This window comes from Aquirufa aurantiipilula, assembly GCF_019923745.1.
GTDB lineage: Bacteria > Bacteroidota > Bacteroidia > Cytophagales > Spirosomataceae > Aquirufa > Aquirufa aurantiipilula.
In genome coordinates, this window is record NZ_JAANOG010000011.1 from 57,872 (window position 1) to 73,508 (window position 15,637).

Annotated in this window: 14 protein-coding genes; 7 read left to right on the forward strand and 7 right to left on the reverse strand. The window is 38.5% G+C overall.

All coding sequences use genetic code 11. The features are described 5' to 3' along the window. Window position 1 precedes the first annotated feature (1 nt). From G9H60_RS11640 to G9H60_RS11650, 3 genes are all read right to left on the reverse strand, one after another. Window positions 2–2,416 carry a TonB-dependent receptor gene (locus tag G9H60_RS11640; protein ID WP_223144230.1) on the reverse strand — a complete coding sequence of 805 codons (2,415 nt, stop codon included), beginning with the start codon at window positions 2,414–2,416 and terminating at the stop codon, window positions 2–4. 61 nt (window positions 2,417–2,477) lie between these two features. Continuing rightward, window positions 2,478–3,566: a complex I subunit 1/NuoH family protein gene (locus tag G9H60_RS11645; protein WP_223144231.1), complete on the reverse strand. Its 1,089-nt coding sequence runs from the start codon at window positions 3,564–3,566 to the stop codon at window positions 2,478–2,480. Window positions 3,567–3,569: 3 nt separating this feature from the next. Continuing rightward, entirely contained in the window at window positions 3,570–4,733 is a 1,164-nt protein-coding gene (locus G9H60_RS11650) for a trans-sulfuration enzyme family protein (protein ID WP_223144232.1), read from the reverse strand. Window positions 4,734–4,938: 205 nt separating this feature from the next. Between G9H60_RS11650 and G9H60_RS11655 the strand changes: the two genes are divergently transcribed. The 7 genes from G9H60_RS11655 to G9H60_RS11685 all read left to right on the forward strand — a co-directional run bounded on the left by G9H60_RS11655 (window position 4,939) and on the right by G9H60_RS11685 (window position 10,631). Further along, window positions 4,939–6,300 (forward strand): 3-keto-disaccharide hydrolase, encoded by a 1,362-nt coding sequence (locus G9H60_RS11655; protein WP_223144233.1) that lies wholly within the window; start codon window positions 4,939–4,941, stop codon window positions 6,298–6,300. A 29-nt stretch (window positions 6,301–6,329) separates the two neighbouring features. Further along, window positions 6,330–7,664, forward strand: coding sequence for a Gfo/Idh/MocA family protein (locus G9H60_RS11660; protein ID WP_109323283.1), 1,335 nt, complete (start codon window positions 6,330–6,332; stop codon window positions 7,662–7,664). A 140-nt stretch (window positions 7,665–7,804) separates the two neighbouring features. Next, window positions 7,805–8,578, forward strand: a complete 774-nt coding sequence (locus G9H60_RS11665) for a PASTA domain-containing protein (protein ID WP_223144234.1) — start codon at window positions 7,805–7,807, stop codon at window positions 8,576–8,578. Window positions 8,579–8,582: 4 nt separating this feature from the next. Continuing rightward, window positions 8,583–8,885 (forward strand): rhodanese-like domain-containing protein, encoded by a 303-nt coding sequence (locus G9H60_RS11670; protein ID WP_223144235.1) that lies wholly within the window; start codon window positions 8,583–8,585, stop codon window positions 8,883–8,885. A gap of 1 nt (window position 8,886) precedes the next feature. After that, window positions 8,887–9,168, forward strand: a complete 282-nt coding sequence (locus tag G9H60_RS13635; RefSeq protein WP_223144236.1) for a rhodanese-like domain-containing protein — start codon at window positions 8,887–8,889, stop codon at window positions 9,166–9,168. Between the two features lie 801 nt (window positions 9,169–9,969). Beyond that, entirely contained in the window at window positions 9,970–10,323 is a 354-nt protein-coding gene (locus tag G9H60_RS11680) for a type II toxin-antitoxin system RelE/ParE family toxin (RefSeq protein ID WP_223144237.1), read from the forward strand. Beyond that, the gene (locus G9H60_RS11685) at window positions 10,320–10,631 is read left to right on the forward strand and encodes a helix-turn-helix domain-containing protein (RefSeq protein ID WP_223144238.1); all 312 of its coding nucleotides are present in this window, start codon (window positions 10,320–10,322) and stop codon (window positions 10,629–10,631) included. The genes G9H60_RS11680 and G9H60_RS11685 overlap by 4 nt, the downstream gene beginning before the upstream one ends. A gap of 86 nt (window positions 10,632–10,717) precedes the next feature. Here G9H60_RS11685 and miaA read toward each other — a convergent pair whose 3' ends face one another. From miaA to G9H60_RS11705, 4 genes are all read right to left on the reverse strand, one after another. Next, window positions 10,718–11,626 (reverse strand): tRNA (adenosine(37)-N6)-dimethylallyltransferase MiaA, encoded by a 909-nt coding sequence (gene miaA, locus G9H60_RS11690; protein ID WP_223144239.1) that lies wholly within the window; start codon window positions 11,624–11,626, stop codon window positions 10,718–10,720. Further along, window positions 11,623–12,282, reverse strand: coding sequence for a hypothetical protein (locus G9H60_RS11695; RefSeq protein WP_223144240.1), 660 nt, complete (start codon window positions 12,280–12,282; stop codon window positions 11,623–11,625). The genes miaA and G9H60_RS11695 overlap by 4 nt, the downstream gene beginning before the upstream one ends. 9 nt (window positions 12,283–12,291) lie before the next feature. Continuing rightward, window positions 12,292–13,965 carry a sodium/sugar symporter gene (locus tag G9H60_RS11700; RefSeq protein WP_223144241.1) on the reverse strand — a complete coding sequence of 558 codons (1,674 nt, stop codon included), beginning with the start codon at window positions 13,963–13,965 and terminating at the stop codon, window positions 12,292–12,294. A gap of 97 nt (window positions 13,966–14,062) precedes the next feature. Continuing rightward, window positions 14,063–15,619 carry an NFACT RNA binding domain-containing protein gene (locus G9H60_RS11705; RefSeq protein ID WP_223144242.1) on the reverse strand — a complete coding sequence of 519 codons (1,557 nt, stop codon included), beginning with the start codon at window positions 15,617–15,619 and terminating at the stop codon, window positions 14,063–14,065. Window positions 15,620–15,637 lie beyond the last annotated feature (18 nt).

Below are 15,637 nucleotides of genomic sequence, written 5' to 3' on the forward strand. Positions count from 1 at the left end.
TCTATAAAAATTTAAAATTATAGGTCAATGAAACAAATGGAGCAGCAAATACACTTAGCTCATAGGCTTGAAGTGCTTGCTTATTCGATTTAAAGAATACCGAATAAGGGTTTTGTCTACCATATAAATTATACACAGTAAAGACCCAGCTTCCCTCCCATCTTTTTTTCACCATGGATGGGTTACTGATAGTCCAAGAGAAATCTAAACGATGATAATCTCGGATACGGTCATTATTGCGTGATGCAAATACGGGATATCGCTTTCCTGCAATTTCATAACTTCCAGAAGGAGATGAAAATGGACGGCCCGTATTATAAGCAAAGGTAAATGAGAAACTATGGTGTGTAGTTGGTTGAATATTCAACATCATATTGAAGGTATGAGGCTTATCATAATTGGTCGCAAACCATTCACCTCCATTGATTGCTTGAATTTCAGGAAAATCTCCAATCATTCGATTGAATGCACGTGCATAGGTATAACTAACCCAACCTGAAACTTCACCTTTTTTCTTTTGAACCATCAACTCCACCCCATAGGCCTTGCTTTTTCCTGTAATCAACTGTGTTTCAATGTTTGGATTCAATTGCAAATTAGCCCCTGAAACAAAATCCAATGTGTTTCTCACATCGCGATAATAGGTTTCCAAAGATGCCTCATACACATTCTCGTTGTAGGTTTTAAAGAATCCTAAGGAATAAAAATCGGATTGCTGTGGCTTAATGAATGAATCAGCCGTTTTCCAACGAGATGTAGGTAATGGGGTTGTATTATTAGATAGCAATTGGAAGAATTGCTGCATTCTATTGTAGCCAAATTTCATGGTTGTATTTTCTGCTAAAGAATACTTCATGGTCAATCGAGGCTCTAAACCACCATAAGAAGCCATTACTTCGCCATCGCCATATACTTTTTTACCAATAACACTATTAGCCGAAGGCATCCTACCTGGCGCGTATTCGTTAACAATTCCCGCACCCAAACGCCAATATTGGGAATATCGTAAGCCTGCTTGAATGGTAAACTTAGGACTTACAGTCCATTCATCATCGGCATAAATGGCTGTCTCTATGGATTGTTCATCTGGTAAAACTACTCTAGCGACACGAGAAACCACTCCATCATTCAAAGATCCTGGTTTCACATAATAACGAGTGGCCATAGCACCAAAATTCATTTTGTGACTATCTCTAGGCTGATAATCAAAACTCATGTGAACATTTTTATAATCAATGGAACTTTGTAAATCGATGGTGTTGACTGTGTCAGGAGAATAGGTTTTTGTTTTGTACAAGGTGCTGGTAGCACTCAACATCATATTCAGCTTATCTGAAAAATAATGATTCCAATGTATGGCTAGGTTATTATGTCCATAATCAAAAGAAGTACGTTTGGCCACAACGTTTTCAATACTAAATAAAGAATCTACTCGATAGAAATCTTGACTTAAATAATTGGAGATAGAAATCGTGTTTTTATTATTGGGACGATAGAATACTTTAGTCGCCACATCCATAAAATTAGCTCGGATATTCTTTAATTCCGTTGGGGCAAACCACTTGAACATAAAATCATTAACAGATAATCGCCCAGCAATCAAAACAGACAATTTCTCTTTGATGATGGGAATCTCGGCCATCACCCGATTGGAAACTAAACCAATACCTCCTTGCATTTTGAACTTATCGGTATTAGGTTCAATCATTTTAATGTCCAAAACTGCAGCTGTTCTTCCTCCAAAGCGGGATGGAACACCACCTTTGTACAACTCTAAATCCCGTATTGCATCGGATGCAAAAACAGAAAACAAGCCGAACATGTGTGTTGGATTGAAAATGGGCGTATTATCAATAAAAATCAAGTTTTGATCTACATTGGAACCACGAATATTTAGACCATTGGCCCCTTCGCCCACCGAAGAAACACCTGGAAGTGTTTGTAAACTGCGGATCACATCGACCTCCCCCATCATAGTAGGAAGCTTTTTAATTCCTTTTAAACTTAGAACCGTCACCCCCAAAGATGGCGTTTGAATATCACGTTTGGTGGCTGCACTGGAGACAATCACCTCTTCCAATTGCTTGGTTACATCGTTCAATTGTGCATTTAGTGTGGTATTACCTTTGATATACACCTTAGCACGAAATGGATTATAGCCCACATGGCCAATTTTAACGACAAATTCACCATAAGGTAAATAGATGCGATAATAACCGGAGGAGTCCGTAGAGGTTCCAGATTTCTTAAAATCTACCGATATATCTGCACCACGAAGAGGTTCTCCCGTTTGAGCATCAATAACTTTTCCTTCTAAATAGGGTAAAGTAGTAGTGGTGGAGGATTGTGAATAGCTTTTATGAAAAATGACTAGGCAACATAAGACACAAAAGACTCTAGTAAAGAGTTTTATCATACAGTTGGTTTGAGGTAATAAAACCAATAATACGGATAATACCCGAGATGCTGAAATGAAATTACATGAACATCGACCAAATGGAAGATATTGCGACGAAAACTAAAGCGGCTGGCGTTAAAACTTTCCAGCATAAGTACATCAATTGATCAACTCGAAGACGAGGTAATGTCCATCGAACCCACATTTGGATAGCAATCAAGATATAGGTTTTAAACATCAACCAAATAAAGCCCAAAATGGTTCCTGTGATAGTGCCAGGTGTACCATTGGTCCAATCGGCAAGTCGTAAACTACCCATATTAGGAAATGGCGAATACCATGCTCCCCAGAAAAGAATTACTCCTAATACACTGACTAAGAGCATCATGCCGTATTCAGATAAGAATAATAAAGCCCAACGCATCCCAGCGTATTCTGTATGAAAACCTCCTACTAATTCAGATTCGGCTTCTGGAATATCAAACGGAGCACGATTAGCCTCTGCTAAACTGGTGATAAAAAAGAGTATAAAGAGAAAGAAGAAGAAAGGTACACGAACCACATTCCAAGAAAGAATACCCCCTACCTGCGTTACATCCAAATCTAAAAATGACAATCCAAACAAGTAATTGGTCTGTTGGCTAAATATGCCTTGTTGCAAAGCTATTTCCTGTAAATTCAAGCTGGATGAGATTAATACCACGCAAAGAATACTCAGACCCATGGGAATCTCATAGGAGATTAGTTGAGCTGCTGAGCGAATTGCCCCCAACAATGAATACTTGTTATTGGAAGTCCAGCCAGCCAATAAAATCCCCAATGAATCCAAGGATACAATTCCCATTAATAACATAACTCCCATTTCGGTTTGACTACCTTGAAGAAAATTACCAGAACTTAGTGGAATCACTGAAAATGAACCAAATACAGCTAAAAATATAATCCAAGGAGCAAATAGAAATAATTGTCTTTGAGCTGATGCAGGGACAATATCTTCTTTTTGGAATAACTTCAATAAATCAGCAAAAACCTGAAGCAAACCCCATTTTCCCACTTCCATTGGTCCCAAACGGTCCTGCATAAACGCAGATAGTTTACGCTCTACGTAAACACCCACCACCACATTGATAGTCAGTAATAGCAAACAAACCACCAAGGCTATCCACATGGATTATAGTTGATTTAGAGCGTTTAAGAAATCTTCTTTCAAATCTTCAATGGCTTCTAAACCAACAGCCACACGAACTAGTCCATCGGTAATACCTACAGCAGCCCTGTCCTCGGCTGACAATTTGGAGTGTGTCGTAGAAGCTGGGTGTGTTAAAATGGTACGTGTATCTCCCAAATTAGGTGAAATGGACACAATTTGAAGCAATTGGCTCAATTTTTGCACTTGAGCAAAACCTCCTTTGATATCCAAAGTCAGAATTCCTCCTCCATATTTCATTTGTTTTTTAGCCAATTCATATTGAGGATGACTTTTCAAGAATGGATATTTCACAGCTTGCACCGCAGGATGACCTTGCAAAGCTTCTGCCAATGCCAGTGCATTTTCCGCATGTTTTTGCATGCGTAAATCCAGTAATTCTAAACTCTTCGACAATACCCAAGCATTGAATGGTGATAAAGATGGGCCAGTATGTCGAGCAAAAAAACGAATTTCTGCTATATAATCAGCTTTTCCACAAACGACTCCGCCTAATACACGACCTTGTCCGTCGATGTATTTCGTTGCCGAGTGAATCACCAAGTCAGCTCCTAAATCCAAAGGCGTTTGTAAAATGGGAGTTGCAAAACAGTTGTCCACCGCAAGTATGATATCCTTGCCTTGTTTCAAAGTCGCTAATTCCGCAATGTCAATTAAATCCAAACCCGGATTGGATGGACTTTCACAGAAAAAGAATTTGGTATTGTCTTTAATGGCTGCCTCCCAAGCTTTGATATCATGACCATCCACAAAAGTGCACTCGATGCCCCATTTTGCCGTTATTTTAGTTAAAATCTGAATCGCTGAACCAAAAAGTGCATTGGATGCTACCACATGATCACCTTGCTTCAATATACCAGCAATAGAAGAAAAAATAGCCGCCATACCGGTTGAAAAAGCTAAACCAGCTTCCGCATTTTCCAACATACACATCTTCTCTACAAACTCATCTACGTTAGGATTTTGGTAACGTGAATAGATGTTTCCGGGAATCTCCTCAGCAAAAATAGCCCTTCCTTGCTCTGAGTCCTCAAAGGTAAAACTTGAGGTAAGGTACAAAGGCACCGAGTGCTCACGGTTATGTGATCGCTTGGCTTGAATACGGATGGCTTGAGTTTGTTTCTTCATATAGGCGAAAATTTAATCTACAAATTTAATGGAATAGCCCGAAAATCAAATTTAATATTTCGCCTACACTCATTCCCTAGCAAATTCCTCCCCTCATCGATAAGGTCAAGACCCTATAGAAAAATACGAGGATTAATCTGGAGAATTTGAGTAAATCAATTCTTTTTAGGACTTTTACGAGTAATTAATACATTTAAAAGAAACTATGAAAAAATTATTAACTCTACTCCTTGCATTAGGAGTATTGATGCCAGCTCTGGCGCAAAATGAACAATGGACCAGTCTTTTCGATGGTAAAACGTTCAAAGGATTCAAACAACTTAATGGTCAAGCCAAATACGAAGCCAAAAACGGTGTCATGATAGGCACTACCGTAGCCAATACACCCAATTCTTTCATGGCTACTGAAAAAGAATACGGTGATTTTATCTTAGAAGTCGACCTTAAAGTAGACAATTCGATGAATTCCGGTATTCAAATTCGTAGTCTTTCCACACCTGATTACATGAATGGACGTGTTCATGGATACCAAGTGGAAATAGACCCTTCGGATCGTGCCTGGTCAGGTGGCTTATATGATGAGGCTCGTCGTGGTTGGTTATACCCAGTCGAAGAAAATGTAGCTGCTAAAAAAGCCTTCAAAAAAGGCGAATGGAATCACTACCGTATAGAGGCTATCGGAACTACCATTCGTACATGGGTAAACAATATCCCTGTTACCTATTTAGTAGATGATATGACTGCCAAAGGATTCATTGCTTTCCAAGTGCATGCCATTGGTAAAGATCAAAAAGAAGGAACGCAGGTGATGTGGAAAAACATCAAAATTCAAACAGGAAGCCAAATGCGTCCTCGTCCTTTGGACAAAACTACTCCTGTAGAAAATTACACCTTAAATACCCTTTCTCCACAAGAAGAAGCTCAAGGTTATAAATTATTGTTCAACGGTAAAGATTTAAACGGCTGGCGTTCGGCTTTCAAAACTACAGCTCCTCCTTCAGTTTGGACTGTAGAATCAGATGGTACCTTACACGTAAATAGTAAAGGTGGAAAAGAATCAGGTAATGGTGGTGATATTCTAACCAATGATCAATTCGGAGCTTTTGAATTGGTTTTTGATTTCAAATTAACCGAAGGAGCTAATTCTGGAGTAAAATATTTTGTCGATGAATCTTATAATTCAGGCATGTCAGCTATTGGTTTGGAGTTTCAAGTATTGGATGACGACAAGCACCCAGATGCTAAGTTAGGAACAGAGGGCAATAGAACTTTATCAAGTTTATATGACCTAATCCCTTCCGACAAAGACAAGCGTGCCATTAAAAAGATTGGAGATTGGAACCGTGGACGAGTGATTGTTTATCCAAATAATGTGGTTCAACATTGGTTAAATGGCTTCAAAGTGATCGAATACGTTCGTGGAAGCAATATTTATAAAGTGTTAGTAGCTCATAGTAAATACAACAAATGGCCGGGTTTTGGTATGAAAGCCAAAGGCCCAATCTTGTTGCAAGAACATGGTGATTCTGTATTTTACAAGAACATCAAAATCAGAGAAATTAAATAACAACCGATACCTCAAAAATAATTTTTAACATGAAAAGAAGAGATTTCATCCAAAAGAGCGCAGTTGCCTCCTTAGGAACATTTGCCTTCAGCCCTAAATCTTACAGCAAGATTCTTGGAGCAAATGACCGTGTTCGTGTAGCCTGTGTAGGTTTTTCAGACCGTCACCGTTCCTCACACGTTCCTCCATTCAAAATTTTACAAAAAGAAATGAATTTTGAAATGGTGGCAGTATCTGACCTTTGGAACCGCAGACGCGAAGAAGGAAAGGCTTATTTGGAATCCCAATTAGGAAGCAAAATCACTACTTACCGTAATAACGACGAGTTATATGCAGCTAAAGGAGTAGATGCGGTATTTATCTCCACTGCGGATTTCCAACATGCCTTGCACACCATTGAAGCCGTTAAAGCAGGTTGTGATGTATATGCAGAAAAGCCTTTGGCTGAAACTATGGAAGATGCACGTGCTGTATTGAAAGCTGTAAAAGAATCCAATAAAATTGTTCAGATAGGTTCACAGCGTAGAAGTGGTGCTAACTACTGGGCAGCGGATGAATTTATCAAGTCGGGCAAATTCGGTGATATCAAAATGGTGGAGTTGATGTGGAACGTCAACCAACCAGGTCGCTGGAGAAGAGTGAACCTTTGCAAAGACTTAAAAGAATCTGATATCGATTGGAACCGTTTCTTGATGAACCGTCCAAAAGATTCATTTGATCCTCGTAAATATTTAGAATACCGTTTATTTTGGCCATATTCTTCAGGAATTCCAGGTCAGTGGATGTCACACCAAATTGATACAGTTCACTGGTTCTCAGGCTTGGCCCATCCACGTTCTGCTGTTTCCAATGGGGGTATTTACCAATGGAATGATGGTCGTAAAAATGCAGATACTATGACTACGGTATTTGATTACGGCCCAGCAGATCAACCAAACAAAGGCTTCCAGGTAAGCTTTACATCTCGTTTCTCTAACTCAGCCGGTGGAACTAAAGAAATTTACTACTCAAATGGTGGTGAATTGAACTTAGATACCAACATGATCTCACCGAATGGTGGATTAACGGAAGGAGAAGCTAGAGGTATGGGTATGCAGGCTAACTTATTGCCAACCTTGAAAATTGAAGGTCCTAAAGTTGAGACTGGATCTAACACAGGTGGCGATAGCTTAACATTTGAGCACATCAAAAACTGGATGCAATGCGTTCGTTCACGCAAAACTCCTAATGCTCCAATTGAAGCAGGTTACCAACACTCCATTGCTACGATCATGGCCAACGCGGCATATCGCACAGGAGAGCGTGTTACCTTCAACGAGAAGACACAAGAAGTTATGGCCGGTTCAAAAGTATTCAAATACTAAGAATCAGCAGAAAATGGGAACCGGGTGGTTAGAATACTTCCCGGTTTTTTTATGTCCAAACTAGGGATTCGGTTGACAAAATGGGTTTTTGTTTTGCCGACAATTCCCTAACTTGCATCCAATATTTGAACGCATCCCTCATGATGAAAATCCCTACCCAAACCAAAAAAGATCTGTACACGCATATCGCGATTCTGATCTCCTTATTTCTGGTTTTATTTTTCGGGTTCTTTTTTGTGTATTTGCCTTGGAGTACCCACCATGGGGAAACCATTAAAGTGCCTAATTTAAAGGGAATGACCATGGAAAAAATGGAGGAATTGGTGGATGCCAATGACCTAACCTATGAAATTTCCGATTGCACTTTTACGGCAGATAAACCTCCTTTGACGATACTTTCTCAATATCCTTTACCCAATGCTTTGGTGAAGTCGGGTAGAAAAATTTACATTACCATCAATTCAGAAACCCCTCCTACCATCAAAATGCCTGGCTTAATAGGCTTATCAGTGCGAAGTGCGGAGCAACAATTGTTGATTTCTGGATTGAGAAAAGGTATTGTCCATGAAATCAATGACCCTAGGGTAAAAGAGGTGATTGAAATGCAAGTAAATGGACGTAAGATTGAGGCAGGAGCTACGATTCCTAAAGGAACTATGGTCGATTTATTCATAGGAAATGGAACGGCGAATGTAGAAATGGAATTACCTGATTTAGTGGGTAAACCATTGGATGAAGTCAACATTATTTTGGCAGGTATGAATCTGACAGTTGGTAAAATTTATTATGAAGCCAATGATGCCTATCAACCTGGAGTCGTATTTAAACAAGTTTGTGCCACTTGTACAGGAACAAGCATTCACCCAGGAGACACCATTGACTTATGGGTTGTAGGTGGAGGAGAAAATCAATAATCACATGGAAGATATTACGATAGAAGAATTAAAAGAGAGAATGGATAACAATGAATCATTGTATATCATTGACGTCCGTGAAGAACATGAATTTGATGAATTTAACATTGGTGCTCAATTAATCCCTTTGGGAGAATTGCCCGAAAGATTGGATGAAATTGAAGCAGATAAAGATGCAGAAATCATTGTTCATTGTCGCTCAGGAGCACGTTCTGGTCGTGCCAAAGAATATTTAAGTAGCGAAGGATACAGCAAAGTCCGTAATTTAATTGGTGGAATGCTCGCTTGGCAGGCCGCAGGATATTAAGATGCAATCCATTTCGGCTGTTACTTTCAAAGAACAAATCAGCCACTTACACCTCCTGGATATACGTACGCCCCGCGAGTGGGACGACTTTAATCTGGGAGGAGTTCATATTCCACTCGATCAATTATTGGACCGTATTAAAGAAATCCAAGAGATCCCGCAACCCATCACTGTCATTTGTTACAATGGTACGCAGAGCTACATCGCGTGTCGACTTCTATCAGCAAAAGGCATTTCATGCCAAAATCTAGAAGGGGGATTGGAAGAGTATTTGAAAATATAGGGATCAGGGGTTAGGTATTAGTTGTGAGTTATTAGTTATTAGGATTGGAATTTACAAGTTGAAAATCTAGTGCACCTAGCAATTTTAACTCTTGAAGACTTATAAGATTGCCATTCAGAAAGATAATGCGCACGTCATTCAATTTACATTACAAGACATTCTCAATGGAAAGCTTCATCCAAGCGAAGGATTGGAACGACTGGGAAGGTAATTGTAAATGATGAATTATAAATTATAAATGATGATGGCTCATTCTACATTCTACATTATTCAATCTACATTGAACGACTAATCCCTATGAAAGAATAAAGCCATATACGGAGTGAACATCGGTTCTGCGCAGCAGAATTCGTCTTGGGATTAACCGTATTTTTTTTCAGATTTTTTTTGTTTCTTTTTTATAAAAAAAAGAAATGCCTTAGTATTCTACGCTAAGTCAAGTTATTATTATGGGAAATTCGAATACCATAGAATTCTATGCTTAATCATTTCTTATTATGGAGAATTCGAAATGACTATGCGAAACATGTTCTTTAGCTTTGAATTATTTCGAATAGCTCGTTTTAGTATTAGTTTTGACCTTATCAGCCTTTTTTCTATTTCTAATTATCGGCAATATTTTAAATTTACTGCCGTATTATAGTTTTCCTAACTATTCCAAAGTGCAGATTGCCATAACGAATACCTATAACAGGGGCTTATATTCAAGAATAAATTCAAATTATTTATACGACAAGGTACATTTAACACTTGCACACTTGTTACATTATTAGTTAACTTTGTAAGTGTTCTAAATTTTTGATGGAAACTGTAAGACAAATCATCTTTTACAAAGATTATTTTCATGACTTTTTTAATGACCAAACAGAAAAAGTAAAAGAAAAAATCGATTACGTTTTATATGTCATAACAGTCGCGGAAAGAGTACCAAAGAAGTTTTTTGACCATATAGAAGGAACAGACGGACTTTATGAAATTCGAGTTGAATTCCAAAGTAATATTTTTAGAATATTTTGTTGTTTTGACGAAGGAAAAGTGGTTATACTATTCAATGGTTTCCAAAAAAAATCTCAAAAAACACCACCAGCAGAAATTGAAAGAGCTTTAAAAATCAAAGCCGAATATGTTGAAGAAATTAAATCAAGAAAAAGATGAAAGCTACACATGAACCTAATAAGAGCATCACGACTTTTGAAGAACATCTTGAAAATCGATATGGTAAAACTGGGTCAATCAAAAGAATAGATTTCGATATCAAAGCCAAAGCTTTTGCCATTGGTGAAGTAATCAAAGAAGAACGACGCTTGTGTTCCATGACCCAAGAACAACTTGCAGAAAAAACTGGGACGAAAAAAAGTTTTATATCCAGAATTGAAAATGGACATAGCGATATTCAACTTTCCACTTTGTACAAACTTTTGGAAGTAGGTCTAGGCCGGAAAATCACCTTGACGATTGAGTAAATAATCCTAAATTTCTTATTAATGAATGGATTAAATAGAATATCTTCCCAAATTCACGGCATTCTACATTCTACATTCTTCATTCTTCATTCTACATTGACCACCCTCAAAACCTCCCCTTTCACCTCATCGGGATGTAAAAATTGAAATTCCCCTTGATGTCTAAACCAAGTCAATTGCTTTTTGGCATAATGCCGGCTATTTCGTTTCAATAAACGGACCATTTCTGCTTCATCGTATTCGCCTCTCAAATGCCCATAAACCTCTTTATAACCTAAGGTTTTCAGCGCATAAAGATGTTGGAATTCTTGATATTGAATCGCTTCGTTCACAAGCCCTTGTGCTAACATCTGGTCCATGCGTTGATCAATACGTGCATATAATTCTTCTCTGGGTCTATCCAAGCAGATTTTAATGGCTTGGAAAGGTCGATCTGCCGACTGCTTTTTTCGGAAATCTGAATAAGGTTTGTCTGTGGATAAACAAACTTCCAAGGCTCTGACAATGCGTTGGGGATTCTGTTGATCTACTTGTGCTGCATATATTGGATCTAAGCGCTGCAATTGCTCCCACAATGGCGCAATACCATCTTTCTCCAATTGTTGCATCAATTGCTCACGAAGCACCAAATCTACCTCAGGCATTTCATCCAATCCTTCCAATAATGCTTTGATGTATAATCCAGAACCTCCAGTTAATATGACCACCTCATGCTTTTGAAATAATTTCTCCAACAGGATTAAGGCCTCTCTTTCAAAATCACCCGGTGAGAAATATTCTTGTATGGAATGAGAATCAATGAAATGATGTTTGATACCCCCTTGCTCCTCCTTAGTGGGTTTGGCGGTACCAATAGCCAACTCACGATAAAACTGTCGGGAATCACCTGAGATGATCTCGGTATGCAACTTTTGAGCTAGCTCGACACAAAGGGCAGTTTTGCCCACTGCCGTAGGACCTGCTATCACCAATAAAATGGGTAATTTTTTCTTCATGAATGCTTCACTTTTTGGGTATATTTCTTGACAAAGCGTCCTATCAATGGACCCACGATGATGCCAGGCAATAACCAAAAAACAAAGGAAGGAATAAATTGAGGGAAAATAGAACTATTGACCACTAAAAATGCCGTTAATGAGGCTATATAAGTCCCAATCATGCGTTGAATGTGGTTGGAAAGCCAGGCTAGTTTCATGCTGTAACCCGACTTTCTGAAAAGATAATCTTGCCTGACAAATCGAAGTCCGATACTTCCAAAGACCAAAAACACGATACCGAAATTCTTAGCTTGAACTAACAGGTAGATTCCAAATACAATAAAAATGATCCCAAAGACTAACATGAATACCGAAATCACGTAGTCAATTACTTGCGCTTCCTGTTCCTTCTTCTTAAAACGAAGGTAACGTTTGGCACTTAGGTTCATGTACAAAGTAAAAATCCCGACAATGAACAAAAAGTAATTGGGATGAAGAACAGCCATGACCAAGGAAGTGGCTCCAGCAAGGCACATGCCCCAATAAAAAAGGAGGCCCAGTTTTCGGTGGTTCCTATCCCCTTTTCGTAAAAAGAGAATCAACGTTCCTACCAATAAACCTAGGCCTCCCCCTGCAATATGTAAACACAAAAGAATAAAAAAGACTTCTTTCATGTTTCGAGATTACCAGAAATAGGTGTACAAGAAAGTCAAAATAGTACAAATCACCACAGCACCTGCAATAAACGAAGGTGATAATTTGAACATACTAGCATCAATTTCTAATCCTTTAGGGTTGTTTTTGCTTTCAGGATCTGCTAATGAAATAATCACCATACAAGTCACACAGAAAATAAATACCCAGGCCATACGATCCATGAATGGAATCATCATGCGTCCTGTTTCATCTGGGAAAGAAGAATAGAACATACACTCTGTTACACCTGTCCAAGAAGGAATGTATTTGGTCAAAATAGAGAATGTCACACCTCCCAATAAAGCTACTAAGGCAGCTTTGGAAGTGGCTCTTTTCCAGAAGAAACCTAAAGTAAACAAAGCAAAAATACCCGGTGAAACATAACCTGTGTATTCTTGGATAAACTCAAATCCTCCCTTTTTATCGATACCCATCATTGGGGCAACAATCACGGAAGTAACCATAGCACCCACCACCGCAAAACGACCTACATTCACTAATTTCTTTTCAGAAGCGTTCGGGTTGATGTATTTCTTGTAAATATCAAGAGTAAAAATCGTTGAGATGGAATTGGCCTTACCTGCCATGGAAGCAACTACTGCCGCTGTTAATGCTGCAAATGAAAGTCCCTTCAAGCCAGTAGGCAACAAATTCAATAAGACTGGGTAGGCATTATCCTTGTTCAAAACGCCATCTTTTAACATTTCTGTTTGGAACATACCGTCCTTGTACAACAAATATGCCGCAATACCCGGTAAAACCACAATGATTGGCATCATCAACTTTAAGAAGGCAGCAAATAAAATACCATTTCTAGCCGTTTTCAAATCTGCTCCTAAAGCTCTTTGTGTAATGTATTGATTACATCCCCAATAGTTCAAATTGATGATCCACATACCTCCAATTAATACCGCTAAACCAGGTAAACTTGGGTAATTAGGATTTCCTTTCTGTAAAATCATATGGAAATGCTCTGGTGCTTTCGTTAATAAATGGTTCACACCATCCACTACTCCTGAACCACCGAAACGGTCAGTTACCATATTCAAGGCTAAATAAGAAGTCGCTAAACCTCCTAAAACTAAAAATACTACTTGAATAACGTCGGTGTAACCAATTACTTTCATCCCTCCAAGAGTAATGAAAATAGCAAATACCGACATGCCTATCATACATACGGTAAAGTCGACACCTGAGATGGTCGTAACTGCCAAAGCCCCTAAATACAAAATAGATGTTAAGTTAACGGTAATGTACAACATCAACCAGAACACCGCCATGATCAAACTGACTGTTGGACTGTAGCGCTGAGTCAAGAATTGAGGCATGGTAAAAATCTTGTTCTTCAAATAAATTGGCATGAAGAATATTGCCACAATTAATAAGGTTGCAGCGGCCATCCACTCATAAGTAGCAATGGCTAAACCTAATCTAAAACCATCACCTGAAGTACCAATAAACTGCTCTGCTGAGATATTAGAGGCGATTAATGACGCTCCAATAGCCCACCAAGTTAAAGATCCTTCCGCTAAAAAGAAGTCGTTGGAATTAGAAATTTTTGATTGTCTTTGTTTGTAAATCCAGTAACCATATCCGGAAACAACAATAAAATAAAAGAGGAACACGAGGTAATCGAGTAACTGTAAACCTTGAGATTGCATAGTTTTTTATAAAAGTGAATGGGTCAAAAGTTTACTAATTTAGAGGAATCCGAAGGAAAATAAAAAAATATTGCAGAATAGTTAGACAAAATGTGATTTAATCCATTCTGGCTGGTGGTACTAAGATCACCTCTTCACGGTCTACAATCACCTGACCGGCTAATAAATCTTTCGTCTTTCTAATGTACTTTTTTGAACTGATGATCACTGGACATAAACTCTCGTGTTGCCTTTTAGAAAAATGCGCCGCTAAGCCAGCTGCCTCCTCGATAACCTGTTTGGGGACTACTTTTTGCTGGGGGTTTCGAATCACCACATGGGAACCAGCCACATCTCGAGCATGCAACCAAACATCGTGACGTTTGGTATACTTCATGGTCAGTAAATCATTGTTTTTGGCATTTCTTCCTACCCAAACCGTCCAACCTTGTACATCAAATACCTTGAATGGAATTTCCTCTACGACCTTTTGAGAACTATCTTTCGTCAATAAAGGGATAAAAGCTTTCAATTGCTTTCGGTTTGTGGCTTGATAGACCTGCTCCCAACGTTCCTCCCAAAGCTTGATTTCATCCATTTTACGATCCACTTGCTCTTGCCAATGGGCTAACTCTTTGGCATAATTTTTCGACTTGCGGTAGTAATTCTCTGCATTTTGAGTTGCACTTAAACTAGCATTCAGTTTAACTTTTATGGTGCTATCTCGATAAAAATCAGGCAGTTCTACAACATTAACATTGGCAGGAATCAAATGCAAATGGGCCATAATGATATTAGCAATCTCTTCATAAGGAACGCTAGCTCCCCTTTTACTTCCTTGATTCAACAAGTCCTGTAAGTATAATTGAGTCTTCTCTTGAGCCCTTTGAAAAAAATTCAATAGCTGATTTTTCTCTTTTAAAAACTCTCCAATGGAAAAATGATACTTATATAATGCATTTAGAGCCTCCAAAGGATCATGTCCTACGTACAAGGCTTCTGTTTCCAATTTCAATAAACTAAGGTAAACCCCATCCTCTCGGTGATACACATATAGGGTTGGGTCTTCTAAATCTATTTTTAAGGATTGAAGCATTTCCCAACGATCATACAACAAGGCATTTTCATATCCCAAACTCAAAAGATGGGCTTTTATCTCTTTTCCAAAAGTGGGAAACAAGGCTGAATAATTCCCATCATGCTCTTGGAATGCCTCCCAACTTTGATCTAAGGAGCGATGTAAATTTGACAAAGAAATGTTTGCATCCTTCTTTAATCTGGATTGAAAAAGACTCTGAAATTCCCCATCACGAAACAAAATAATGTTGGCTCGATTGCCATACATTTTGAAAAGCAAAACAAAATCACCTAAAAAATGTAGGCTAAAAGCACGCTCATTCTCATACATTTCCACTTCTTGTACCTCTGCCAAAAGAACATCTGAAAACAAATCCACGGAATTTCTTCCCGCCCGGTGAAAGTTGTCAGGAAATTGCAAACAAGAAAACTGTGGTCCTAGACAGCATTTCATCCAAAACTCTTCTCCATTTTGCCTTTCAAAACCTAAAACCAATTCATCCTTTTCTTGGGAAAAACATTGCTTTAGACGAGCATACATCAGTTTTTGACGTAAGGTTGAAGCAAGAACTCGCAAGAAATAATAATTATTGTGCATAAATTGCGGGGAATTTAA